The sequence below is a fragment of the Kriegella aquimaris genome (assembly GCF_900103215.1).
Classification (GTDB): domain Bacteria; phylum Bacteroidota; class Bacteroidia; order Flavobacteriales; family Flavobacteriaceae; genus Kriegella; species Kriegella aquimaris.
Map to the genome: position 1 here is coordinate 293,257 of NZ_FNGV01000005.1, position 24,677 is coordinate 317,933.

A 24,677-nucleotide genomic window follows, 5' to 3' on the forward strand; every position below is an offset into this window, starting at 1 on the left:
GTCTGATATGTTTTAATTAATAACTTCTTTTTTCTTTTCTAGCATTGAAAGTAAGATTGATATGGCCCTGTGCCTTCTAGACATCAAGGTGCCTTTGGGTATGCCCGTTTCTAAAGACACTTGATTATAAGTGTACCCCTCAAAATCGATGGCAAGAATAATTTCTCGATAGTGGGGTTTTAAATTGCCGATGGCTTTTTTTAGTTCATCTTTCATTGCTTCGGAATATGAATCTTCGGGGCTGTCATAAAATAGTTCACTAAATACTGCCAAACGGTTTTCCATTTCTTGATCAACACGAACCTGACGCTTGTTAGTTCGCATGAGGTCGATGATTTTATTTTTCACTGCGTTATATACAAACCCGGCGATATTGTTAATAGGCGAGACGTCGTCGGCTCGTGAAAATAATTTTAACGCCACTTCTTGAACAATATCTTCCGCATCACGGTCGGCCGTATCATTAATGCGTGATTGGGCGTAAGCTCTAAGCGAATTATATTCCTCGTTGAAAAAGGTTTTAAGGTTTTTATAATTTTCAGTATCCGAAGTCATTCAAACGCTTTTACAATCAAGTCTTCTGTCTTAAAGACGAAATATTTCAAAGCTATTGCATTTTTTATGGATTTTTTGCACATCAATGTTCTACATCCGTTGCGGACTATTTGTTAAATTGGATGTATTTTTGACCAAAATCATTATTAGTATGCATTCTATTGAGCAGTATCGTACGGCTTTTATTTCGTATCTAGAGTCTCGAACAAAAACAAAGGAGCCCAAAAACCTATATGAACCAATCACCTATATCCTTGGTTTAGGAGGGAAACGTTTACGACCTGTGTTGACCCTAATGGCTGCCGAAATTTTCGATAAAAATTACAGGAATGCATTAGATGCAGCCCTGGCTATAGAAATTTTTCACAACTTTTCATTGGTACATGACGATATCATGGATGCCGCTCCCCTGCGACGGGGCAAATCTACGGTTCATGAAAAATGGGATGTGAACACGGCAATTCTTTCCGGAGATGCCATGCTTATTACAGCTTATCAATTGTTCGAGAATTACGAGGTAAATATCTTTCATGATTTGGCACGATTGTTCGGCAAAACGGCATTACAGGTTTGTGAGGGACAGCAATACGATGTTGACTTTGAAACAAGGGAAGACGTGACCGTTCCCGAATATTTGAAAATGATCGAATACAAAACGGCGGTTCTTGTCGGAGCGGCATTAAAAATGGGTGGTATTGTTGCCGGAGCTTCTGAGGCCCATCAAAACCATATCTATCAATTCGGAAGAAATTTAGGTATCGCCTTTCAGTTGCAAGATGATTACCTAGATGCCTTCGGTGACCCGAAGACATTTGGTAAACAAGTGGGCGGTGATATTATAGCCAATAAAAAAACATTTTTGTATTTGACGGCGCGTGATTTGGCTTCCGTTGAGCAAAAAAGAGCCATGGAGCACCTCTTTTCGATTTATCCGAAAGATGCGACGGATAAGGTAAACACAGTCAAAGAAATATTTGAACAGAGCAGTGCCGTCGAAAAAACCAAAGAGGCGATTCAAAAATATACGCATGAAGCTTTTGACGTTTTGGATAAATTAGAAATATCCGCTGAAAAAAGAGCGCTTCTTGAAAATTTCGGAAAACAGTTAATGCACCGGGAAGTTTAAACGTATCTGTTTTTACAAGCTGTCTTCAGTTTAGTTTATAGCGCATACCAAAGAATCCGCGAATACCTTGATTGGGCCCATATACGTAAGAAGGGTCGAAAGTCATCGCGTAGGGGTTGTCGGCCGTGGCCACTACATCGCCATTGTTACTATAAACTACATTCTTATCAAAAGGGTCATTAGCCCTAGCAATTATAAACGGATTCCCACGATTGGGCGTCCAATCCAAAAGATTTTTGATACCGGCATAGATTTCAAAATTCTGAAGCCCTTTGTACGTGAATTGTATATTTTGAATACTCCAGGTCGGAGAGAATTCTTGTCGGGGATCCAATTCGCCCAATAGCGGCAAACGCATGGGGCCATATAGGTTTCCGGTATAGTCAATATTCAATTTCAAATTTCGCAATTCGTACGATACGTTCCAGGTGCCCGAAATGCTTTCCGTCAAAATTTGTTGTTTCTTGATTCCGTCTTCGGTGCTGCTAACGTCTTGGTATGTTGCGCCCACAAGTATTTTAATACCGTTGGGGAAAACTAAATCTACATTAGCGCTGACACCTTGGGAGATTGATTTTCCATCAAGATTATCATAAATAATCTGGTTGGGGTCGGTATCGTAATCGGGGAGTATAATATTGCTGAAATGGGTATAAAAGACCGAGGCATCAAGGCTCACGAAAGTGCCGTTATTTGCATAGATTTTTTTTAAATAGTTTAAGTTTAGGTTAAAAGAACTTTCAGGCTTTAACTCCTCAGTAATAATTACCGCTCTTGCACCTGTCAAGGCTGCATGTTCTTCGGTAAATAGGTTTACCACCCGAAACCCTGTTCCGGCATTGAGTCGAAGAATATCGTTGTCGGATACCTTCCACCGATAGGCCGTTCGAGGGGTGTAAATCGACCCGTGTCGCCGGTCGTAGTCATACCTCAGTCCAAGAAGTAGTGCATGTCTTTTGGCCAAACGGATTTCATTTTGGGCGAACAAACTTGGTATCAATGTCTCGTTGGCCCTGTTTCCTTGAATATCTGTAGTGGCCGTTGTGTTGTCATCGTAATAGTTGTATCGTAGGGCACTGCCGAACAACAAATCATGCGCGCCCAACGACTTGTCCCACGTTAACTGCGTAAAACCAATACGCTGATCGGCTAAATATGATATATTTCCATAGACTGAATTTTGGCTGTGGTCGTTGTACGAAAAGGAAAGAAGCATCTTCTCTTTTATAGGAAGCTGGTATTTTCCCAATATTTCCCATCTTCCGGTATAAATACTTTCTCCGTATATCTCATCACCACCCCGATACGCTGGTGTCCATTGAAGCTCACCGCCCCACCTATCCTCATAAAAAAATCGCCCGGCCATAGAGAATATTCGGGAGTTGTTCCGTTCAAAATTCCATTTTTGAAATACTGAAACACGGTTCTGCATGGTGACATCGGTGAAATTATCACCATTATTATCGATAGGTGTATCGTAATTAAAATAATTAATGCCCAGCAACATGTCTGCCTTCTTTCCGACGTGAAGTTTGGTTCCGATATCAAGATTATATTCGCCCCATCCCGTAGCAAAGGCGTCGACAAAGAAGTCTGGCGCCTCCAAGGTATTCTTGGTAATGATGTTTATAAGGCCTCCCACAGCTTCACTGCCATAGAGACTCGAGGCAGGTCCTTTCACAATTTCTATTTGTTCTATCAAAGAGTTGGGAATGCCCGATAGTCCATAAACCGTTCCGAGACCACTAACAATGGGCATTCCGTCGATTAATACAAGGGTGTACGGGCCTTCTAGGCCGTTGATATGTATGTCGCCCGTATTGCAGACGTTGCAATTTATTTGCGGGCGTACCCCATTGACATTTTGCAACGCCTCAAAAATACTGGCCGTTGGGTTTTGCTTTAGAAAAGTTGTACTGTATACTTCTACAGGAACAGGGCTTTCTAACCTGTTGACGGGCTTTAGGGTTCCTGTAACCACGGTTTCCTCGAGTTGCTCAGTAGATGCGCTTAGCCTAATGGGAAAAGATTTTTTTTCATATTCAATAAGCTTAATTTTCGTCGAAAAGGGCAAATACCCTAAAACGGTTGCATTCAATTTATAATCACCTGCCGGAATGCCTTTTAAAACATAGTTCCCTTCTTCATCGGTAGCTGTGCCCAAAGTGGTGCCTTCCAAGTAGATATTGACAAAAGGTATGGGTATGCCATTATCGGTAACCGCACCTGTGATTTCAGCATTTTGTCCGAATGTGTTAAAAAAACCGGCACAGCATACGAACAAAACCAACTGAAAATTTAATACTATAGGATATTTATTTGTTTTTGTCATTTGGCAAACTAAAATTTTAGTAATTCTAAAATAATATTTAGGCAAATCTAAAAATATGTTTTAAGATATAAAAATGTATTTTTATAGAAATTTTCTAAATGACACTTTCGGAAGAAGATTATATTAAGGCGATTTATCATTTGGGCAAGGGTGAAAACACTACTGTAACCACAAACGCTATTGCCAAGGGTATGGATACCAAGCCGTCATCGGTGACCGATATGGTAAAAAAATTGTCGGACAAGGGATTGGTGAACTACAAAAAGTACCAAGGTGTTACGCTTACGGCTTTAGGTGAAAATAGTGCGCTCTCCATTGTGCGGAAACATCGGTTGTGGGAGGTTTTTTTGGTAGACAAACTTAATTTTTCATGGGATGAAGTTCATGAAGTTGCAGAACAGCTTGAGCACATTAAAAGCGAAAAAATGATCGACCATCTCGATGCCTATTTGGGTTTTCCAAAAATTGACCCCCATGGTGATCCTATTCCTTCTAAAGATGGCGAGTTCAAAAAGTCAATAAAAAAGCTGCTCAACGAAGCTTCTATGGGTGTAGAGGGTATTTGCGTTGGCGTAAAGGATTCATCGGTAGCATTTTTAAAATTTTTAGATAAAAATAAAATTGCCTTGGGAGACACTGTTACGGTGATTGATAAAGAGGAGTTTGATGGGTCGTTACACATCAAAATAAATGGTCGAAATATGCACATTTCAAATCAGATTGCTTCCAATCTATATTTGCAAATAAGTGAATAGTAATAAAATTGTTTCGAAATAGAATAAACATAATAACAAGAAATTAAAAGAGCTATGCAAGAAATAATCGATTATTTCGAATCTATTGATCCAATTCTTGCCGCACTCTACGCCACCTTATTTACATGGGGTTTGACCGCCGCTGGGGCAGCGCTGGTATTTTTCTTTAAGGGGATGAATCGTGCGGTCTTAGATGGTATGTTGGGTTTTACCGGAGGTGTAATGGTAGCCGCGAGTTTTTGGAGTTTGTTGGCGCCGGGTATTGAAATGAGTCCGGGTGAGGGTTTCGTCAAAGTAATTCCTGCTGCAGTAGGGTTCCTCATGGGTTCACTATTTATTTTCGGGTTGGATAAAATTCTTCCGCATTTGCACATAAATTTTAAAGAAAGTGAAAAGGAAGGTATAAAGACTCCTTGGCACAGAACGACCCTCTTGACCTTGGCCATCACCTTGCATAATATTCCGGAAGGGCTAGCGGTAGGCGTCTTGTTCGGTGGTGTTGCTGCAGGGTTTGAAGGCGCCAGTATTGGAGGTGCGGTGGCTTTAGCCTTGGGGATTGGCCTACAAAATTTTCCCGAAGGATTTGCTGTGGCCATGCCGCTGCGACGACAAGGGTTAAGTCGATATAAAAGTTTTATGTTCGGTCAGGCATCGGCTATTGTAGAACCGATTGCGGCAGTTTTGGGGGCTTGGGCGGTGCTCACCTTTCAACCTATCTTACCTTATGCGCTTTCTTTCGCTGCGGGAGCGATGATTTTTGTTGTAGTAGAAGAAGTAATTCCTGAAACCCAACAAGACAAATACACCGATATTGCCACAATGGGCTTTATTGGCGGCTTTATCATTATGATGACTTTGGATGTGGGCTTAGGTTGATGACGTTTTTAAATTTAGAACAAGAACTTAAACAGCCTCAACCAGATAACCATTGAAATCAATTAGGAGATTGTTTCTCTTGCATTCTTATTTTCTATCTAATTCTGAAATTCCATAATGATTCGTATAAAACAAACAGTTTTTCTAATCATGATCGCGTCGTTTGTTGTGCGGTGTGGGCCTGACCCAAAGGACAAGAAACCCAAAAAAGAGGTTGCCGAGAAGAAGGTGGTATTTGTGATAATCGATGGTATCGCGGCCGATATGCTGAAAAATGTGAATACGCCCAATCTTGATGATATTGCTGAACATGGTGGCTTTACCGAAGCTTATGTAGGTGGCGAGAAAAATGGTTACTCAGAGACCCCGACAATTTCCGCCGTAGGTTATAACAGCTTGTTGACGGGTGTTTGGGCAAATAAACACAATGTTTTTGGTAACGAAATTAAAGCGCCCAATTATCATTATCCCACGATTTTCAAGGTTTTTAAAGATAACTTTCCAAAGAAAAAGACTGCCATATTTTCAACATGGCTCGATAACCGAACAAAATTGATTGGTGAAGATTTGCCAGAAACCGGAAAGATAAAAATGGATTACGCTTTTGACGGCTTTGAGCTAGATACTATAAATTTTCCTCATGATTCCCAAAGGAAATACATTAAGAATATTGACGAAAAAGTAGCGACCGAAGCGGCTCGGTATATTAAATTAGAAGGTCCGGATTTATCATGGGTGTATCTTGAATTTTCGGATGACATGGGGCATAAATTTGGCGATAGTCCTGAGCTTGATGCCGCAATTGAATTTGAGGATGGCTTGATGGGCCAAATATGGGATGCGGTACAGGAACGGCAGCGTTTATTTAATGAAGATTGGTTGGTTGTAGTTACCACAGATCATGGTCGAAGTGCCAAGGACGGTAAAGGTCATGGAGGGCAATCTGATCGGGAACGCAGCACTTGGATTGTTACCAATTTAGCGAATACAAATGCTTATTTCAAGGAAGAAATACCATCGGTCGTTGACATAATGCCAACAATTCTCCGATTTATGGATTTAGAGGTCAACGAAAATATACTTTTTGAGCTTGATGGTGTGACGTTGATAGGAGAAGTGGATGCCACAGGCCTTAAAACAAAATTGATTGATGGTAGTTTAGAAATTATCTGGAAGAATAAGACTGCCATTAACGAATATGGAACACTTTATTTAGCCAATACGAACGATTTTGCCAACGGCGGTGAAGATGATTATAAAGTTATTGGAGAAGTCGCACTTGAGAAAGAAAGATTTGTGGTTCCCCTTGATAACTTATCCGGGTTTTATAAAATTGTACTGAAAACTCCGAATACCACTTTGAACACTTGGTATGAAGTAAGGGAATAAAGCCAGTTATAACCATGCGAAACGGAAAGGCAGTACTGTAGCAATTTTAAGATTAAAGAAGATGTCATAGAACTTATCAAAATATGATGATAGACAATTATCAGAAGATTACAATATAAATTGGATAATTGGGTTACTTTAAATAAGAGTCTAAATAACCTTATATTTTCATGGTTAGCAAGACGATGAAATACTGGGGGTTAGGGCACTTTTGAATGATTGCCCTGAATTTGATACGAATAATATCTTAAATAAATAGAATGGGTCCCAGACTTGTGGCCTGAAGAAAATATCTATTTTATGGGAAGAAGCAAAAGATCTTGGTTGTGGAACATTTTAATTGTTGTAACGGTTATAGTTTGTATGATCGCTTTTGTAGCACATTATAAAAATTGGACCAAAGTAAGCACACAGGATATTCAGATACTTTCCGGAGCTTATTATCGACAAATTAAATTCGCTGATTTGGACAGTGTGCTATTGGTAGAGAAAATTCCGCCTATGCAACGGTTGAACGGCTTTTCGGCAATGGCCAAAGAAAAAGGACTTTTTAGGGAGTTCAAAGATTCGCTCACCGACAAGAAGGTATATGTATACCTCGACAATTTTGACCAACAGAAAATAAAAGTAGTATACAAAGATTCGTTAAAGGTCTTTCTTAATCTTTCCGATTCTTTAGAGACTGATCAGCTCTATCGTTTTTTACTTGACAAAAAAGATGCTACTGCTGCAGCAAGCTTAAAACAATGATGTTATGGTTTTACTAGCACAATGTATCGGTGCCTTATTCGGGCTTTTGGCCGTGATTTTTGGTGCCTTCGGTGCACACGCCCTTAAAAAAACATTTACCGAAGATCAACTCAAAAGCTTTGAAACCGGTGTTAAATATCAAATGTACCACGCCATTTTATTAATCGTTCTCGGGTTTAATTTTAACTTGGAAACAGCCTTGGAACGTAATATGATTTACTGTTTTATCCTAGGTACTTTTCTGTTTTCCTTTAGTATTTACGGATTGTGTCTTTCGGCTTCTAAAGGAAAAAAGCTGAGGTTCTTAGGACCTGTCACCCCAATTGGAGGGCTGCTTTTGGTGGTGGGCTGGACGATGCTGCTGTATTCTTTTATTAAAAACTTGGTATAAAGGGCCAGTTCTTTTTTGATTAAACCTGTTATGTTACTCCAAGGGTGCTTCCGTAGCGGTAAATTCTTCAATAGCCTTATTTGGTTCTATAATAGTATAGCCTTGCCAAAATTCCGGATTGTATGTGGGCATATAGGTCGGTAATACTTTGTTGTTCTCTTTGAAAGCGTCAAAATCGGCTTTACTGATGTTTTCAGAATCAAATATGACCACTTCATTTTTGTCAATGTTGGCAAAAGCAATGTCTACCTTGGCCGAGAGTTCATTTTGTTTGTTGCGACCTTTTACGCGTTTATTTTTTTCTATAATCTTTAGGGGCCGTTTGACGCCCATTCGATTACCTTGTTCTGATTCGTAGTAGCTCAGGCTGTACTTTTCACTCGTATCTTTCGAGAAAATAACTTTTCCCTTATGGAGATAGTTGTTCAGGGAAACACCTAATAAATTAAAGGTTTTTAGCGATTTTACATTTTCAAAATCGGCCCTGATCAAAGCAAAATCATCCGAGTTTATATATAGTTTTCCTTTAAAGTCGGCCGAACGTTTCGGTTTGAAATCGATAACGTAAACAGCATCTGCTCCGAGATACGTGAAATCTTCAAGCGTAAAATCGTATTTTCTCGATTTCCAAATAAAATTTAAATCAGAATCTTCTAGTATCGGAAGGTTGTTGAACATTTGACCCAAGGCGTTTCTTCGAGAGATGGCGAAATTCTTTTTTCTTTCCTCTTCCTCCCTCCGGGTCTTTTCAAGTTCTTTATTTAACGCGGCAACATCGGTAGAGTCGATTTCTTCACCTAAAATTTCATCTACTTCGACTTTTGTTCCGAAAAAGCCTGACTTGATTTTGAAGTAGGAATCAGTCTTTACGTTTTCTTTTATAATCGAATTGAACTTTTCTTCCAACTTGTTGAAATCAAGTTCCATGTTCTTGTCGTAGAGCTCAGAGGCTTTAATCAGGTTGAGTTTTTGTTCCTCATCTTCATAATTTCCATATAGATCGCCCAGTACTTCGGTATAGTAGCTATTGTTTTTAGGAATGGTGCTTATCACACTGTCGAGAAACTTTTTGTTGAACGCTTTGATAGTCGACTTTTTAAGTGTGTAATCGGACTTATGCATCTGTTGAAAGGATGATTTTCTAAAGAACAATCTTTTTTTGGTAAGGGTGAGGTTATAATTCGCTACAATACCCTCCTTCATCTTCTCCAAGATTTCTTTTGCGGTATATTGTTTGTTGCTAACGATGACCTCTTTCAATTCGATAGCCATCGGAACTAAGTAGATTATCGCTTCGTCGAACGCTTCCAAAGGTTTTGCAATAGATTCATATCCTAAACAAGATATAAAGAGGGAATCCGATTTTTGAATGCCTTCGGGCAACAAGAGGTTAAAACGACCTTCTTCATTGGTGATGGCCCCTTTTTTGGTCGCCCATTGCACAGTGGCATATGGCACTGGGTTTTGTGAGACCGAATCGATAATTATAGAACTTACCGATTGAGAGTGCGCCGCATTGCGGGTAAACAAGCAAAAAAAAAGAAAAAGAATGGAAGCTTTTCTAATCATTCAATAAGTACTTGTGATATAACAAAACAAACGATATCTATCTAAAACACAATGCCTTTTTAGATTTAATTAGGAAGTATTTGTTGTTTTTTAACGTAAACGTGTAGTTTTTTATTTACTTGACTTCTTTTTTTCTATAGGGTCCGCTAGTAGAAGTTCTTCCAATTTTTGTTCAAGATTTTCTTCACGAAGGTTTTGGCCGATAATTATACCATCGCTACTTATTAAAAAATTACTCGGAAGAAGGCTGACACCATAGATGATGGCAGCCTCATTATTCCATCCTCTTAAATCACTCACGTTGGTCCAATCTAATTTATCTTGTTCGATTGCGCTCGACCATTTCTTTTTGTTGTCGTCTAAGGAAACTTGAAAAATCTCAAAACCTAGTGGGTTGAACTTATGGTAGATGACCCTAAGTTTTTTATTATCTGTACGGCATGGTGCACACCAACTAGCCCAAAATTCTAATAATATCAATTTGCCTTTTAATTCTGATAATTTGGTTGTCCTACCATATTGATTTGTCAACTCAAAGTCTATTAAAGAGTCTCCAATTTTAGGGTTTTTATTCAAATTAATGTATCTCAGAATTTTTTCGCCATATATCGACTTTTTGTTTTGATTGGACAACTTCAGGTAAAGTGGTTCTGTTTTTTCCTTCTTCCATAGAATATAGCATTCCGATAAAACTACTGCGCCTAGTATATGGTCAGTATTTGTTTTAATAAAATCTATCAATACTTTTTCTTGATCTTTTCTTGAAAGGGTGTCGATTGACTCGTACAGGTTAGCATATAGTGTTTGAGTATAACTACCAATAATTACGGCGTTTGCGAAATCATTTTCGCTTGCATTAAATTCCATGCGGGCATTATCCAGCCAAAAACTCTTGTATAATGAATTATCGTTATTTTTTAAAATGACATTTAAGGGGTAACTAGTGATATCGGTCGCTAGAGAGAAAGAGTTATTTTCTACAACAACGGAATCGATTATTTTGTCGCTTTCCTTAGCTGTCAAATATAATACTGTTCCGTTGCTCAGGCCTACCGTTTTTCCTTGCAGTGAAAATTCGCATTCGTTTTTTTTAACACATGTAGTGGATACAGATAGTGCTATTATGAAGAGTAAAATGATTCTCATCGACTTTTGAATTTGCTGTAAAGTAATTCAAAAATTCCGTTGTGAAAACGGCAAATGATTGAAAGGGCCTTATGAGTGAGGGAAGGCACTCCTTTTACGAAAAAGACGCATCAATCCAAATTCTCGAATAAATATTAGGCCAAATCAAAGATGAGGTAAAGTAAGATTCAACTACATCCGCAGTTACCATCGCCACAATTTTTTGAACTCCCTTTTTTGGAGGAAAAAAGGCGTTTGGGCAACAAGAATTTTCGAATCAAATATCCTGCGGCAAGAGCTAAGGTTAGATAGACTAATATCGATTGTATGTGTTCCATCGTTATTTCAATATTTGATAGGCGGCCAATGCTACAATATAAGCAAAAAGACTCATAAAAACTAGCTGGGCCATAGGCCATTTCCAGGTATTGGTCTCCCGCTTTACAATGGCAAGTGTGCTCATACATTGCATGGCAAAGGCGTAAAATAATAATAGCGATATGCCGGAAGCTAAATTAAAAAGAGGTTTTTTGGTCGTGGCATTTACTTCTGCGGCCATTCGGTTTTTAATGGTTTCTTCTTGATCACTGCCCACACTATAAATCGTAGCCAATGTGCCCACGAATACCTCTCTGGCGGCGAAGGATGTCAATACCGCTATGCCGATTTTCCAATCGTAGCCCAACGGCTTTACCGCTGGCTCAATGGCCTTTCCAAGATTTCCGATATAGGAGTTTTCCAGTTTATAACTGGAAATTTCTTGATGTATCGCTTTTTCCAAGAGTATCGCCTTATGCTGTTGCAATGAATCTGAAATAACCGCCGGACCTAGGTTATAGACCTGGGCAATACTATCTCTGAGTGTATTCTCATAAATCGAAAGGTCTTCATTTACGCTCGACTGGTTAAATTCTGAAAGTCCTGATTCATTAATTCTGTTCGTTACTATTTCCTCTGCGTTTTTAAATTTTTCAGAATAGCCATTAGAGCCTAAAAACCATAAAACGATGGAAATAGCCAGAATAATCTTTCCTGCACCAAGAACAAAACTTTTGGTTTTTTCCCAAACGGTATAGACCACATTTTTTAACAATGGCAGTTTGTAGTTGGGCATTTCTATTACAAAAAAGGTACGGCTTTTTATTTTCAGTATTTTGTTTAATACCATAGCGGAAAGAATGGCCGCGCCAAATCCAATTAGATACAAAAGCATCAAGGTTAGTGCTTGATAACTGAGTCCGAAAAACCGTTCTTCCGGTATAACCAAGGCAATAATGATAAGGTACACTGGCAATCGGGCGGAACAGGTCGTAAAAGGTACCACTAGAATGGTAATCAACCGTTCTTTCCAGTTCTCAATCGTTCGGGTCGCCATAACAGCGGGTATGGCACAGGCCGTTCCCGATATTAGGGGTACTACACTTTTTCCGCTTAGTCCAAAGGGTCGCATCAATCGATCCATTAAGAATACGACGCGGCTCATATAGCCAGATTCTTCCAACAAGGCGATAAAAAGAAATAGAAATGCAATCTGTGGAATAAAAATGACAATTCCCCCAATTCCTGCAAGAATACCTTCGGCCAATAGATCTGTAAATGCACCTGGCGGCAGATTGTTTTTTACCCATTCACTCGCTGAGGCAAAAGAGGCATCGATAAAATCCATCGGATAACTGCTCCAATCATAAATGGCCTGAAACATGGTCAAAAGGATTAGGAAAAAAATCAAGTATCCAAAAACCTTATGGGTCAGTATTTTGTCTAAAGTTGCACGAAATCCTTTGGCAGTACTTAAATCTACTTTGTATGTTTCCTTAAGAATTCCGTTGATGAACTGGTACCGCAATATGGTTTCTTTTTGTTGCAGACGTTTCAGTTCAGATTTTGACTTTGTAGTAAAATTAGAGGCGTCATTTATGGCCTTTTTTTTAATGGGCATAAAATTTACGTCCTGCGTAATTACCAACCACAGTTTATAAAGATCTTCTTTCGGAAAAGCATTTCGTAATCGTTCAAAATAGTCGGGCGCGATAACAGTCGTATCTATAATCGAGGCGTCTGAAAGATTTTTATAGTCTGTTATGAGTTCTTTTAAGTGTTCGATTCCCGTACTTTTACGGGTACTTACCAAAGCGATTTTGGTGTTTAGCTTTTGTTCTAAAAGAGCAATATCAAGTGAAATGCCCTTGCGTGACATTCTATCGGCCATATTGATTACCAAAATGGTCGGAATCTTCAAATCTTTTATTTGTGTGAACAACAAAAGATTACGCTTGAGGTTTTCGACATCTGAAATCAATACAACGACATCTGGGTGGTCTTTATCGTTCTTGTTCAGAAGTAATTCAACGGCAACACTCTCGTCAAGAGAAGTGGTGTTAAGGCTGTAAGTGCCTGGTAAATCTAATATATGTGCCTTTACACCCCGAGGAAGTTTACAAATGCCCTCTTTTTTTTCAACGGTGATACCGGGGTAATTGCCTACTTTTTGGTTTAGACCTGTTAATTGGTTAAAAACGGAAGTTTTACCGGTATTGGGGTTTCCTATGAGTGCGACATTGATTTGTTTGCTCATAACACATTGGTGTCATCGATGATGTCAAGTTCAATTTTTTGAGCAACTGAACGTCTAATGGCAATATGCGAACCATTGACATTAATGTAGATAGGGTCTTTTAAAGGAGCTACCTGTACCAATTCTATTTCATTACCAGGCAAACACCCTAGTTCTAGAAGTTTGATAGGAAGAATATCTTCGGCAAATTCTTTAATTATGCCTTTTTGACCACGTTTGAGTTGTGCTACTGTAACTGACAATTCTTATTTAGATTGATTACAATTAAGGGCAAAAATAAGACAAAATATTCTAATTAATCCAAAAAAGGGATGGCAATTCCAAAATAGAGCTAGCGCAGGAGGTCGAGGTATGGCATTGTCAACCTAAACTTAAATTTTCATTCGGCTACAATTAGCTCTGTAACAGTCAAATGGTTTGATTTTAGAGCGGTTTGGGCGTTTTCTGAGGTGGTATTTTGTAGGCGACTATCTTAGTTGTCGTTCTCTTCTATATAGGAAGCTCTTAGAACCGCGAGGTCATCCATCAATTTATCTATTTCATCAGATTTTGTGCCATCATAAAATCCTCGAATGCGCTTTTCTTTGTCTACAAGAATAAAATTTTCGGTGTGAATCATATCATAAGCCCCCCCGTCACCATCGTCTTTGACCGCTAAATATGACTTACGGGCCAGTTCATAGATTTGTTTTTTATCCCCCGTCACAAGATTCCATTTACTATCGTTGACCCCTTTTTCCAGCGCATATTTCTTCAATTGTGACACTGAATCGATTTCTGGGGTGACCGAATGTGAAAGTAACAGTACATCATCGTCGTTAATGATTCGTTTTTGAATATCAGCCATGTTTTTTGTCATGAGGGGACAAATGGTCGGACAAGTAGTAAAGAAAAAGTCGGCGATATAAATCTTGTTATGATAATCGGCATCAGTTATGGTTTTCCCATTTTGATTGGTAAGTGAAAAATCAGCGATAGTGTGATACTTTTTTACGAACTGTAAATTGCTGTCGACCAATTCTGGATTCACCATTGAAGGTTGGTAGATGGGCAATACTTTTTTTGGTTGCAGCGCATTATAGAAGAGGTAAACAATAACTGCTGATAGAAAAAATAGCGTTATACCAAAAAGTTTGTATTTGCTGAAAAACGACCGCATACTCTTTTTGACAAAGATACGTTAGGCAATAGTGGCTTTCAAGTATTTAATGCCGTATGGCTGCTAAATGTTTCATAAATACGGCTAACCTTGCACACTTTCTTTTTTTAAGATTAGGTAAAAGCGTACTTTTGTGCGCTTTATATAATAAAAAATTTTAGATGACACTTGCGATTCAGATAATACAATTTATACTCATCATATCCATTTTGGTCATTCTTCACGAGTTGGGCCATTTTATACCCGCTAAATATTTTAAGACCAAAGTAGAGAAGTTCTATTTGTTTTTCGATGTGAAATTTTCGCTTTTCAAAAAGAAAATAGGAGATACGGAATACGGAATCGGTTGGTTGCCTTTGGGAGGTTATGTGAAAATTGCCGGAATGATTGACGAGAGTATGGATACCGAGCAAATGAAGGAAGAGCCAAAACCTTGGGAGTTTCGTAGCAAACCGGCATGGCAACGTCTCATTATCATGTTAGGCGGGGTAACGGTAAACTTTTTTCTGGCATGGATTATTTATACCATGTTATTGTTCAACAATGGAGATACTTACATTCCGGCAGACAGCCTAAAGTACGGTATTCAGGTAGATTCTGTCGGTCAGCAGTTGGGCTTGCTCACGGGAGACAAAATTTTGGCTGTCGATGGAAAAAAGACGAAAAAATTCAGCAATGCTGTTCTTCAAATTATTTTAGGAGACGAAATAACCGTCAATCGGGATGGCAAAGAAATAACCGTTCCACTTTCAGATGAAGGAAAAGCCAGTGTTTTTGAGGCACAGGGAAGAAATTTTATCACCTATAGAAAGAAAGCGGTTATCGATAGCGTAATTCCTGAATCTGCAGCTAAAAAGGCAGGTATCAAAGCCCACGATCAAATCGTAGGTGTCAATGGTAGGCAAGTAGACTATTGGGATGAGTTCACCGATGTCATAAAATCTTCTTCTGATGTCGCGCTCACACTCGAGATTCTAAGAAACGGAAAAAAGGAGAATATTCAGATAACGGTTCCTGAAGAAGGTAAAATAGGGGTTTACCCAAGTGTTGAAGATTTAAGGGTGACCGATAACTATACATTTGCAGAGGCAATACCTGCAGGGCTCACCAGAACTATTCAAGTACTGACCGATCAGATACGTCAATTTAAGGTAATCTTTAATACAAAAACCGGGGCCTATAAACAGGTAAAGGGACCGATTGGGATAGTGGAAATGATGTCGCCGACTTGGGATTGGACCTTCTTCTGGGGCTTTATGGCCATGTTTTCGGTATGGTTGGCATTTCTAAATATACTTCCTATTCCTGCTCTTGACGGAGGCCACGTGATGTTTCTACTTTATGAAATGATTTCCGGTAGAAAACCAAGTGAAAAGGTCTTGGAAACAGGTCAGATAATTGGTTTTGTTATTCTTATGGGCTTGATGGTGGTCATATTTGGTAACGATATATGGAATATTATTAAAAAGTTTATCTAAGAAGTATTTCGGTTTGTTTGCATGGTATCTCGATGAATTACAGTGTTGAAAATAGAAGACATTTCTCAACAATCCGAGTACTTTTTAAGAATATATAAAAAGTTGCATTTTTTTTGTTTGGAGCAAACAAAAAAACGATTATATTTGCACCCGCTTTCCAGATGGAAAGTGTGGGAAAACATTCCTCCTTAGCTCAGTTGGTTAGAGCATCTGACTGTTAATCAGAGGGTCCTTGGTTCGAGCCCAAGAGGGGGAGCCCAGTGAGAATAAGCCTTTCGAGAAATCGAGAGGCTTTCTTTTTTTAACGGGGACAACATAGGGACAACAAATTTTCAGATTTTTATTTACTAATATTTTCTTTGTTTAAAAAATCCTTTTTCGACTTTGCTCTTTAAAATTTTGTCCCATATAAGGTAAGTTAACGAAACTACTAAAAGAGACCGCGATTGGGACACTCTGCTATTAAGACCTGTGGTTTTTGAAGTAGTTCTGTCAAACGGCCGTTTTTTAGTACCTGGTTTACCCTAGCCAGAATCTTGGATGGTAATGGAAGATTCAATTCAACATCCGATATTCATTAGGTGTCTTCCCCATCTTCTTCTTAAAGAGCCGAGTAAAATGCTGCGGATATTTAAACCCAAGCTCATAGGCTATTTCGCTTACCGTTTTCTCCGAATCAAAGATTTTTTGTTTGGCAATCTCAATCAACTGATCCTGAATATGGTCGTTGGCACTTTTTCCGGTTTCCTTTTTGACCAGATCACCAAAATAATTGGAAGACAGATTTTGTTCCTCCGCAAAATAGCTGACCGAAGGGGTTCCCAACTCCTTGGCTATTCCTGTTTGGATGTAGGAAATCAAAGAAATTTCAAACCGTTGGATAACGCCAAGATTTTCCTTTTCCCTTGTAATGAACTGCCGATCGTAGAATCGCATACAGTATTTCAAGAATAATTCGATATTGGCAACGACGAGTTCTTTACTGTGCTTATCTATTCCGTGGGAAAGTTCAGTTCGTATTTTATCAAATAGGTCCAACACCAATTGCCGTTCCTTTTTTGAGATATGGAGTGCTTCATGGGATAGATAGGAAAAAAATGAGTACTCGGTCATTGTTTTTGCCAAATGGGTACCCCATAGCAAATCGGGATGAAACAAAAGTGCATGGCCGGCCGGTTTAAAACTAGCATCGATATGCCCGACATGCACTACCTGTCCCGGTGCCAAAAACACCAAGGTCCCATCTTGGTAATCATAGTTCTGACGGCCATATCTTAAAATACAGCCCTCCCCTTGTTTCAGGAAAATACCGTAAAAATGATAGCGGACGGCATCGGCATGTTCCCGCCCATCCAAGGTACCTTCCGACAAATCATGCACACTGACCAACGGGTGCAAGGTTGACAGATTGAATTTTGAGCAATAGTCATCCACCTTTATCAAATCTTTAGTTAAGGCCATACGCGTTTTACTTTTTCCGAATTTAGTTAATGTTTTGTGAATAAACCATATAGCCCATCAAAATCAGTAAAAATGGTAGGTAAATCCGTAAATCAGGTAACCCGACTATCTTAAATTTTCCATAGGTTTGGGAAACTTGTTAATGACCCATTAAAAAGTATACCTCATTGCAATAAATAATAGTATTCAGTAGTAACTTTTAAACACTTAAAAAATGAAAAATCTTGTATTCGGAATCTTTTTGATTCTAATTAGTGCGTCATCTTTCGCTCAAGGCAACGGCATCGAAGAAGAAATCAAGGAACTCTCCAAACAAAAATGGCAATGGATGGCGGATAAAGATGTGGACAAATTGGCTTCGTTGTTCCATGACAAATCCAAATTCGTACACATGAGCGGTTCTTGGAAAAAGGAACGGGAACTGGAAATCATCGAATCAGGAAGCATTTGGTATAAAAATGCCGAGGTTCACGACGTAGCCGTAGAAGTTTTTGGGGATGACACGGCGGTACTCTGGAACCGCATTACGCTTACCGCGCACGTAAGGGGAAATGACGTTAAAAATGAGTTTACCGTAACGGAATTCTATCAGAAAGAAGCAGACGATTGGAAGTTGTTGGATTTGACTTTTAGCAGTGTACGCGACACCCATGAAATTGAACACTAAAAAAAAAAACGATGATAAACAAAAAACTGATTTTAGGCGTACTGGTCGCTTTTTTTAGCATACCAATAGCCATGGCGCAATCCGCCGATATCGAACAGGAAATCAAGCAACTCTCCCAACAAAAATGGCAATGGATGGCCGACAAGGATGCGGATAAACTGGCGGAACTCTTTCATGAAAAGGCCAAGTTCGTGCACATGGGCGGTACTTGGGGCAAAGATCGGGAAGTGGATATTATCCGAAGTGGCGGCATCCATTATAAAGAGGCGGATGTCCATGAAACAATGGTAGAAGTTTTGAATGACAAAACCGCTATTCTTTGGAATCGAATTACTTTGCTGGCTGTCGTGGGTAATAATGAAGTAACCAACCCTTTTATGGTTACGGAGGTCTATGTAAAGGAAAATGACAACTGGCAATTGGCCGATTTGACCTTTAGTAAACTTCTTACCAGAGATTAGAATAATTCGATTTCATGAAATTTGCGGTTTACACATTGTATCTATTTATTTCCCTGGGCTTAGCCGACTTGGAGGTGGAAAAGTTCGGTGCAATAGGAAATTTCCAAAGTTCCGAAAGGACGCTTATCCTCTATCTCTCCCGTACCAACAACACCAAAACGGTTGCCGAAATGATTCAAAAAGAAGTAGGTGGCGACTTGGTTGCCGTGGAATTGGAAAACCCATATCCCGAAGACTATGATGCCATCGTAAAACAGGTGGCCGAGGAAAATGCAAACGGATTTTTGCCTCCCTTAAAAACGAAGGTGGATATGGTACAATATGACACCATCTTCTTCGGATTCCCTACTTGGGGCATGCAACTGCCACCACCCATGAAAAGTTTTTTGAATGAAAACGATTTGAAGGGTAAAACTATCATTCCCTTCAATACTAATGCTGGTTATGGACTTGGCAGCAGCCTGAGTACGCTAAAAGAGCTGAGTCCGAATAGCTCCATTCTTAACGAATTGTCGGTCGAAGGCGGCGTGGAAAGGGACGGTATTTATTTTGTGATGGAGGGAAAACGGGAAGTCGAAGTAAGGGAAGCGGTGCAAAAATGGCTGAAGCAAATAAATGTTTTACACCAATAGAACACTTTTTTTTAACAGAATTACAAAAAACGAACTTCCATAAAATCAGTAACTTTAGAACAGTCTCTATAAAAACAAGAATATCATGGCATCATTTACACTCAACATCAACGGAACTAAACAAGAGGTGGACCTCGACCCAACAACACCCATGCTTTGGGTTTTACGAGACCACATCAAGTTGGTCGGCACGAAATACGGTTGCGGTATCGCACAATGTGGTGCCTGTACCATACACTTAGATGGCAATGCGGTTCGGTCCTGTCAACTTCCTGTTTCCTCAATTGGGGACAAAGAAATCACGACTATCGAGGGACTGTCCGAAAACGGAAACCATCCCGTGCAAAAGGCATGGCTGGAAATCGATGTGCCCCAATGTGGCTATTGCCAAGCGGGACAGATTATGACCGCTTCCGCCTTGCTCAAACAGAACCCGAATCCTTCGGACACCGAAATCGAAACCGCCATGAATGGAAATATCTGCCGTTGTGGAACGTATACCCGTATTAAAAAAGCAGTTAAAATCGCAGCAAACTCTGCTAACGCTTAAGCGTTGAGCACCCCTAAAAATCTCATAAAATGACACTCATCAAAACAAAAATAGGCAGACGCGCCTTTATACGGACAACTACCCTTGCAAGCGGAGGATTGGTACTCGGCTTTAATTGGCTGGCCTCTTGCAAGAACAAAACCGAAGAAGAAATTTTGGCCATGCCCAAGGAGTGGTTCGAGATGAATTCGTATTTAAAAATCGGGGACAATGGCGTAGTGTCGATCTATACCCCAAATCCTGAATTCGGTCAAAACATCCGCACTTCGATGCCCATGATCGTCGCCGAGGAATTGGATATCGATTGGAAAAACGTCGTTGTGGAGCAAGCGCCCTATCACGCGGAAAAATATGGAATGCAATTTACTGGTGGTAGTCGTGGTATCATGACCCGATGGGAACCCCTTCGCATGGCAGGTGCCTCTGCAAGACACATGTTGGTGGCGGCAGCCGCGGAAGCATGGCAGGTTCCGGCAGAAGAAATAACAACGGAAAATGGTGTACTCTATCATAAAACAAGTGAAAAATCAGCGGCATATGGTGAAATGGCTTCAGCCGCTGCTAAAATTACCATTCCTGAAGATGTGCAACTAAAAGAGGTCAGAGACTTTAAAATCATTGGTAAATCCCACAAAAATGTCGATGCGAAGCGCATCGTTACTGGCGAACCGATGTTCGGATTGGATTACCAAAAAGAAGGCATGTTGATCGCTATGATCGAGCATCCACCCGCTTTTGGAATGACCTTGAAATCTGTTGATAATAGTGCGGCAAAAGCAATGCCTGGAATAAAAGATGTAGTTGCAATCAAAAGTTTTAAAGATGGTTATGAGAAAGGCGGTTTCGATACGAATGCCTTCCCCGAAATAGTCGCAATAGTCGGAAATTCGACATGGGAAGTGTTACAGGCCAAAAAGAAATTAAAAGTTGAATGGAAACCCATTGCCGCCTATTCCGAAACGATTGCAGGGTTTCGGGGTAAGGAAACAAAAAATATTCCTGCCGGTTTGGAATCTTCAGCCAGTCATAAGGCTAAAATGGAAGAACTTTCTAGTAGGCCCGGTAAAATAGTCCGTGAAGATGGTGACCCTGCAAAGGCTTTTAAAAATGCCGCGAAAGTTATAGAGAGAACCTATTCCGCTCCCTTTCTAGCCCATAATTGCATGGAGCCTATGAATGCTTTTGCTCATGTGGAAGGAGACAAAGCACAGATTGCCGCGCCTATTCAAATTCCAAGTTTAATTGTCCCGACAATTGCTTCTGGTTTGGGAATTCCTGCGGAAAACATCGCTATGGAAATGCCTCGAATGGGTGGTGGATTTGGTCGTAAGGCCTATGCCCATTATGTCGTGGAAGCTGCATTGATTTCCCAAAAGGTAAATGCACCGGTAAAATTAGTATATACCCGTGAAGATGATATGACCAATGGTATTTATCGTCCCGCCTATCAAGCGACCTATCGGGCTGCCTTGGATCAAAATAATAATCTGACTGCCTTGCATGTTAAGGCTGGTGGAATTCCTGAGAGTCCATTGTTTGCCAATCGTTTTCCGGCTGGTGCTTTGGACAATTATTTGGCCGAAGAATGGTCCATTGATTCCAATATTACCATTGGGGCATTCCGGGCACCCCGTTCCAATTTTATGGCAGGTGCCGAGCAATCTTTTTTGGATGAAGTTGCGGAAGCATCGGGCAAAGACCCTATCCAGTTTCGATTGGATCTTTTAAAACGTGCCAAGGAAAATCCAGTCGGAGAGCAAAATGATTATGATGCCGAACGCTATGCAGGGGTTTTGGAATTGTTGCGGGAGAAATCGGATTGGAATCAAACCCCGGCAAATGTACATCGAGGGGTATCCGCATACTTCTGCCATAATTCATACGCTGCGCATGTTCTGGATATTCGGATGGAAGAAGGAAAACCCGTTGTTGAAAAAGTGGTTTGTGCTATCGATTGTGGAATCGTAGTTAATCCCGATGCTGCTACGAACATGGCCGAGGGTGCCATAACGGACGGCATTGGAAATGCCTTTTTTGGCGAGTTGACGTTTAAAGATGGTGTACCCCAAAAAACTAATTTCCATCAATATCAAATGATTCGCATGAGCGATGCCCCAAAAGAAATCGAGGTACATTTTGTAGCAAATGAAATTGCTCCGACAGGAATGGGAGAACCACCGTTTCCTCCAATTTTTGGTGCTGTTGCCAATGCACTTTATAAAGCAACGGGACAGCGACATTACCGACAACCCTTTGTTACGGAAAAACAAATAGTAGGATAACCGATTATACTGGATTTAAATAAGACTTAGAGCATGACCCTTGTAAAAACAGCTATAGGCAGACGTTCATTCATTAAAAGTTCGGCTTTGGCCGGAGGCGGCTTGATGCTAGGTTTTAACTGGTTGGCATCCTGTAAAATGACCGCAGAGGAAGTCAATAGTTTACCCAAGGAGTGGTTTGAACTTAATGGGTATCTCAAAATAGCGGACAATGGTCAAGTTACTATCATGTCACCGAATCCCGAAGGTGGTCAGAATGTAAAGACCGCCATGCCCATGATCGTTGCGGAGGAACTGGACGTAGACTGGGCGGACGTAATCGTTGAACAAGCGCCCCTAAACACCGATCTGTACAACCGTCAGTTCATAGGCGGTAGTCAAGCCATTCGAACGAGTTGGGAAGGACTTCGCATGGCGGGGGCTTCCGCGAGGCACATGCTAAAAGCGGCAGCCGCAACAGCATGGTCGGTTCCTTTTGAAGAAATTACCACGGAATCTGGGCAAGTACTTCATAAACCAACTGAAAAATCAACATCCTACGGCGAACTGGCCTCGGCAGCGGCTCAAGTTTCTATTCCTGAGGAAGTGGAATTAAAAGAGATCGATGACTTTAAAATCATCGGGACTTCCAAAAAGAATGTAGACGGACTCAAAATCATGACCGGAAAACCGTTGTTCGGAATTGATACCTTTAGCGAAGGTATGTTGACCGCCATGATCGTGCATCCTCCTGCTTTCGGGATGAAATTTAAATCTGTCGATGATGCGGCGGTAAAATCGATGCCGGGTATTCAAGATGTTTTTACGATTAAAGTTCTCGATGATGATTACGAAAGGCAACATTTTGATACCTGTACCTTTCTCGAAGTGGTTGCCATAGTAGGCAATTCTACTTGGGAGGTCATGAACGCCAAAAAAGCAATCTCGGTTGCATGGGAACCTTTTGAAACCTATACAGAAGCAAGGCAGCCTTATCGAGGGCCAAAGCAGACCCTTACGATCCCTTCGGGATTGGAAAGTAGCTCGGACCATAAAGGACAGATGGAAGCAATGGGTTCCAAAAAAGCGGAAGTCGTCCGCAAGGATGGTAATCCAGAAGCAGCTTTCCGAAATGCGGCAAAAGTCGTTGAGCGAACCTATACCGCTCCTTTTCTGGCGCACAACTGTATGGAGCCTATGAACTTTTTCGCTGATGTGAAAAGTGATAGTGCCAAACTATCTGGACCTCTTCAAAAAGCGGAGCTCACGGAACAGGCTATTTCGGCCAGATTAGGAATTCCTGTTGAACAAATAGACATCGAATTGACACGACTTGGAGGTGGCTATGGGCGGCGTTCCTATGCCCATTGGGCTTTGGAAGCGGCAGTTATTTCCCAAAAAATGAAGGCTCCCGTAAAATTGGTCTATACCCGTGAAGATGATATGACCGGCGGTATTTATCGCCCGGCTTATCAGATTACCTATAAAGCTGCTTTGGATTCAAAAAATAATTTAACAGCTGTTCATATCAATGCCGGAGGCATTCCTGAAAGTCCCTTGTACCCAGATAGGTTTCCAGCGGGAGCAGTAGACAATTACCTAGCCGAAAGTTGGACAATTAGCACCAATATTACAATCGGGTCTTTTCGAGCACCGCGCTCTAACTTTATGGCAAGTGCCGAACAATCATTTTTGGATGAAGTTGCGGAAGCCGCAGGAAAAGACCCGATCGATTTTCGTTTGGAACTTTTAAACCGCGCAACAAAGAATCCGGTAGGCGAAAAAAAGGATTATGATGCAGACCGCTATGCTGGCGTTCTGAAATTGGTAAAAGAAAAATCAAATTGGGACAATACCAATTCTGATTTAAAAAGAGGTGTAGCAGCCTATTTCTGTCATAATTCGTATGCTGCACAAGTTGTTGACATTACATGGGAAAATAACCAACCTAACATTCAAAAAGTTACTTGTGTCATTGATTGTGGAATTGTAATCAATCCTGATGCAGCTCGTAACCTATGCGAAGGTGGAATTGTAGATGGAATAGGGAATGCTTTATATGGAGAACTTCTATTTAAAGATGGAGTTCCTCAGAAAAGTAATTTTGACAACTACCGAATGATTCGTATGAGTGAATCTCCGAAAGAAATCGATGTGTATTTCGTTGAAAACGATATTGACCCAACTGGTTTAGGTGAGCCGACTTTTCCACCGATTTTTGCTGCATTGGCCAATGCAATGTATAATGCTACTGGCAAGCGTTTTTATAATCAACCATTCATTAGCGAAATGACAGCGTTGATATAGCGGATTCATTTTTCGAAAGATGATCTTAAAAATCGAACCTTTTACAGCCCTATGTAATATTGACCAAAATCCCTTGATTCAATTATTTTCAGTAAAACGACCCATCTTCTCTTAATTCTTCAAAAAACACCATTCTTGGATGTTAAAATCTGGCTCGAACTTTTTTTGACGGTACCCGCCCTTCTAATTTGGGCAAAACCCTAAAAAGAAATACCATGAAAGAAAAGGAAAACGTAGTAGGGCTGCTTTCCGACATCA

21 protein-coding genes and 1 tRNA gene are annotated in these 24,677 nt (G+C 40.3%); 14 read left to right on the forward strand and 8 right to left on the reverse strand.

Translation table 11 applies throughout. The annotated features are described in order from the left end of the window. Positions 1-12 precede the first annotated feature (12 nt). Positions 13-555, reverse strand: coding sequence for an RNA polymerase sigma factor (locus BLS33_RS12945; RefSeq protein ID WP_089889652.1), 543 nt, complete (start codon positions 553-555; stop codon positions 13-15). 151 nt (positions 556-706) lie between these two features. On the opposite strand from BLS33_RS12945, the gene BLS33_RS12950 reads away from it, so the two are divergent. Then, on the forward strand, positions 707-1,681 hold the full coding sequence (locus tag BLS33_RS12950; protein WP_089889795.1) for a polyprenyl synthetase family protein: 975 nt from the start codon (positions 707-709) through the stop codon (positions 1,679-1,681). Positions 1,682-1,706: 25 nt separating this feature from the next. Here BLS33_RS12950 and BLS33_RS12955 read toward each other — a convergent pair whose 3' ends face one another. After that, on the reverse strand, positions 1,707-4,013 hold the full coding sequence (locus tag BLS33_RS12955; RefSeq protein ID WP_089889656.1) for a TonB-dependent receptor: 2,307 nt from the start codon (positions 4,011-4,013) through the stop codon (positions 1,707-1,709). Between the two features lie 98 nt (positions 4,014-4,111). Here BLS33_RS12955 and BLS33_RS12960 point away from each other — a divergent pair, with 98 nt between their 5' ends. The 5 genes from BLS33_RS12960 (at position 4,112) to BLS33_RS12980 (ending at position 8,174) form a co-directional block, all read left to right on the forward strand. Beyond that, on the forward strand, positions 4,112-4,768 hold the full coding sequence (locus BLS33_RS12960) for a metal-dependent transcriptional regulator (protein ID WP_089889659.1): 657 nt from the start codon (positions 4,112-4,114) through the stop codon (positions 4,766-4,768). Positions 4,769-4,822: 54 nt separating this feature from the next. Further along, the gene (locus BLS33_RS12965) at positions 4,823-5,644 is read left to right on the forward strand and encodes a ZIP family metal transporter (RefSeq protein WP_089889662.1); all 822 of its coding nucleotides are present in this window, start codon (positions 4,823-4,825) and stop codon (positions 5,642-5,644) included. 117 nt (positions 5,645-5,761) lie between these two features. Next, positions 5,762-7,033: an alkaline phosphatase family protein gene (locus BLS33_RS12970; protein WP_317039858.1), complete on the forward strand. Its 1,272-nt coding sequence runs from the start codon at positions 5,762-5,764 to the stop codon at positions 7,031-7,033. A gap of 300 nt (positions 7,034-7,333) precedes the next feature. Further along, on the forward strand, positions 7,334-7,783 hold the full coding sequence (locus BLS33_RS12975) for a hypothetical protein (RefSeq protein WP_089889665.1): 450 nt from the start codon (positions 7,334-7,336) through the stop codon (positions 7,781-7,783). 4 nt (positions 7,784-7,787) lie between these two features. Continuing rightward, positions 7,788-8,174: a DUF423 domain-containing protein gene (locus BLS33_RS12980; protein WP_089889669.1), complete on the forward strand. Its 387-nt coding sequence runs from the start codon at positions 7,788-7,790 to the stop codon at positions 8,172-8,174. 33 nt (positions 8,175-8,207) lie between these two features. On the opposite strand, the gene BLS33_RS12985 is transcribed toward BLS33_RS12980, so the two are convergent. From BLS33_RS12985 to BLS33_RS13005, 5 genes are all read right to left on the reverse strand, one after another. Further along, positions 8,208-9,743 (reverse strand): carboxypeptidase-like regulatory domain-containing protein, encoded by a 1,536-nt coding sequence (locus BLS33_RS12985; RefSeq protein ID WP_089889672.1) that lies wholly within the window; start codon positions 9,741-9,743, stop codon positions 8,208-8,210. Between the two features lie 111 nt (positions 9,744-9,854). After that, positions 9,855-10,889 carry a TlpA disulfide reductase family protein gene (locus tag BLS33_RS12990; RefSeq protein ID WP_089889675.1) on the reverse strand — a complete coding sequence of 345 codons (1,035 nt, stop codon included), beginning with the start codon at positions 10,887-10,889 and terminating at the stop codon, positions 9,855-9,857. A 319-nt stretch (positions 10,890-11,208) separates the two neighbouring features. Then, positions 11,209-13,443 carry a ferrous iron transport protein B gene (feoB, locus tag BLS33_RS12995; RefSeq protein ID WP_089889678.1) on the reverse strand — a complete coding sequence of 745 codons (2,235 nt, stop codon included), beginning with the start codon at positions 13,441-13,443 and terminating at the stop codon, positions 11,209-11,211. Beyond that, the gene (locus BLS33_RS13000; RefSeq protein ID WP_089889681.1) at positions 13,440-13,685 is read right to left on the reverse strand and encodes a FeoA family protein; all 246 of its coding nucleotides are present in this window, start codon (positions 13,683-13,685) and stop codon (positions 13,440-13,442) included. The genes feoB and BLS33_RS13000 overlap by 4 nt, the downstream gene beginning before the upstream one ends. Positions 13,686-13,915: 230 nt before the next feature. After that, a complete protein-coding gene (locus BLS33_RS13005; protein ID WP_089889684.1) occupies positions 13,916-14,602 on the reverse strand; it encodes an SCO family protein in 687 nt (228 codons plus the stop codon). A gap of 161 nt (positions 14,603-14,763) precedes the next feature. Between BLS33_RS13005 and rseP the strand changes: the two genes are divergently transcribed. Continuing rightward, a complete protein-coding gene (gene rseP / locus BLS33_RS13010) occupies positions 14,764-16,080 on the forward strand; it encodes an RIP metalloprotease RseP (protein ID WP_089889687.1) in 1,317 nt (438 codons plus the stop codon). 182 nt (positions 16,081-16,262) lie between these two features. Further along, positions 16,263-16,336: transfer RNA gene (locus BLS33_RS13015), tRNA-Asn, on the forward strand. 299 nt (positions 16,337-16,635) lie between these two features. On the opposite strand, the gene BLS33_RS13020 is transcribed toward BLS33_RS13015, so the two are convergent. After that, a complete protein-coding gene (locus BLS33_RS13020) occupies positions 16,636-17,541 on the reverse strand; it encodes a helix-turn-helix domain-containing protein (protein ID WP_089889691.1) in 906 nt (301 codons plus the stop codon). A gap of 214 nt (positions 17,542-17,755) precedes the next feature. Between BLS33_RS13020 and BLS33_RS13025 the strand changes: the two genes are divergently transcribed. From BLS33_RS13025 to BLS33_RS13050, 6 genes are all read left to right on the forward strand, one after another. Next, positions 17,756-18,208, forward strand: a complete 453-nt coding sequence (locus BLS33_RS13025) for a nuclear transport factor 2 family protein (protein WP_089889694.1) — start codon at positions 17,756-17,758, stop codon at positions 18,206-18,208. 11 nt (positions 18,209-18,219) lie between these two features. After that, positions 18,220-18,669 carry a nuclear transport factor 2 family protein gene (locus BLS33_RS13030; RefSeq protein ID WP_089889698.1) on the forward strand — a complete coding sequence of 150 codons (450 nt, stop codon included), beginning with the start codon at positions 18,220-18,222 and terminating at the stop codon, positions 18,667-18,669. Between the two features lie 14 nt (positions 18,670-18,683). Further along, on the forward strand, positions 18,684-19,301 hold the full coding sequence (locus tag BLS33_RS13035; RefSeq protein ID WP_089889701.1) for a flavodoxin: 618 nt from the start codon (positions 18,684-18,686) through the stop codon (positions 19,299-19,301). An 85-nt stretch (positions 19,302-19,386) separates the two neighbouring features. Next, positions 19,387-19,851, forward strand: coding sequence for a (2Fe-2S)-binding protein (locus BLS33_RS13040; protein ID WP_089889704.1), 465 nt, complete (start codon positions 19,387-19,389; stop codon positions 19,849-19,851). 29 nt (positions 19,852-19,880) lie between these two features. Next, positions 19,881-22,133 carry a xanthine dehydrogenase family protein molybdopterin-binding subunit gene (locus BLS33_RS13045; RefSeq protein ID WP_089889708.1) on the forward strand — a complete coding sequence of 751 codons (2,253 nt, stop codon included), beginning with the start codon at positions 19,881-19,883 and terminating at the stop codon, positions 22,131-22,133. Between the two features lie 33 nt (positions 22,134-22,166). Further along, on the forward strand, positions 22,167-24,419 hold the full coding sequence (locus BLS33_RS13050; protein WP_089889712.1) for a xanthine dehydrogenase family protein molybdopterin-binding subunit: 2,253 nt from the start codon (positions 22,167-22,169) through the stop codon (positions 24,417-24,419). Positions 24,420-24,677: the final 258 nt, after the last annotated feature.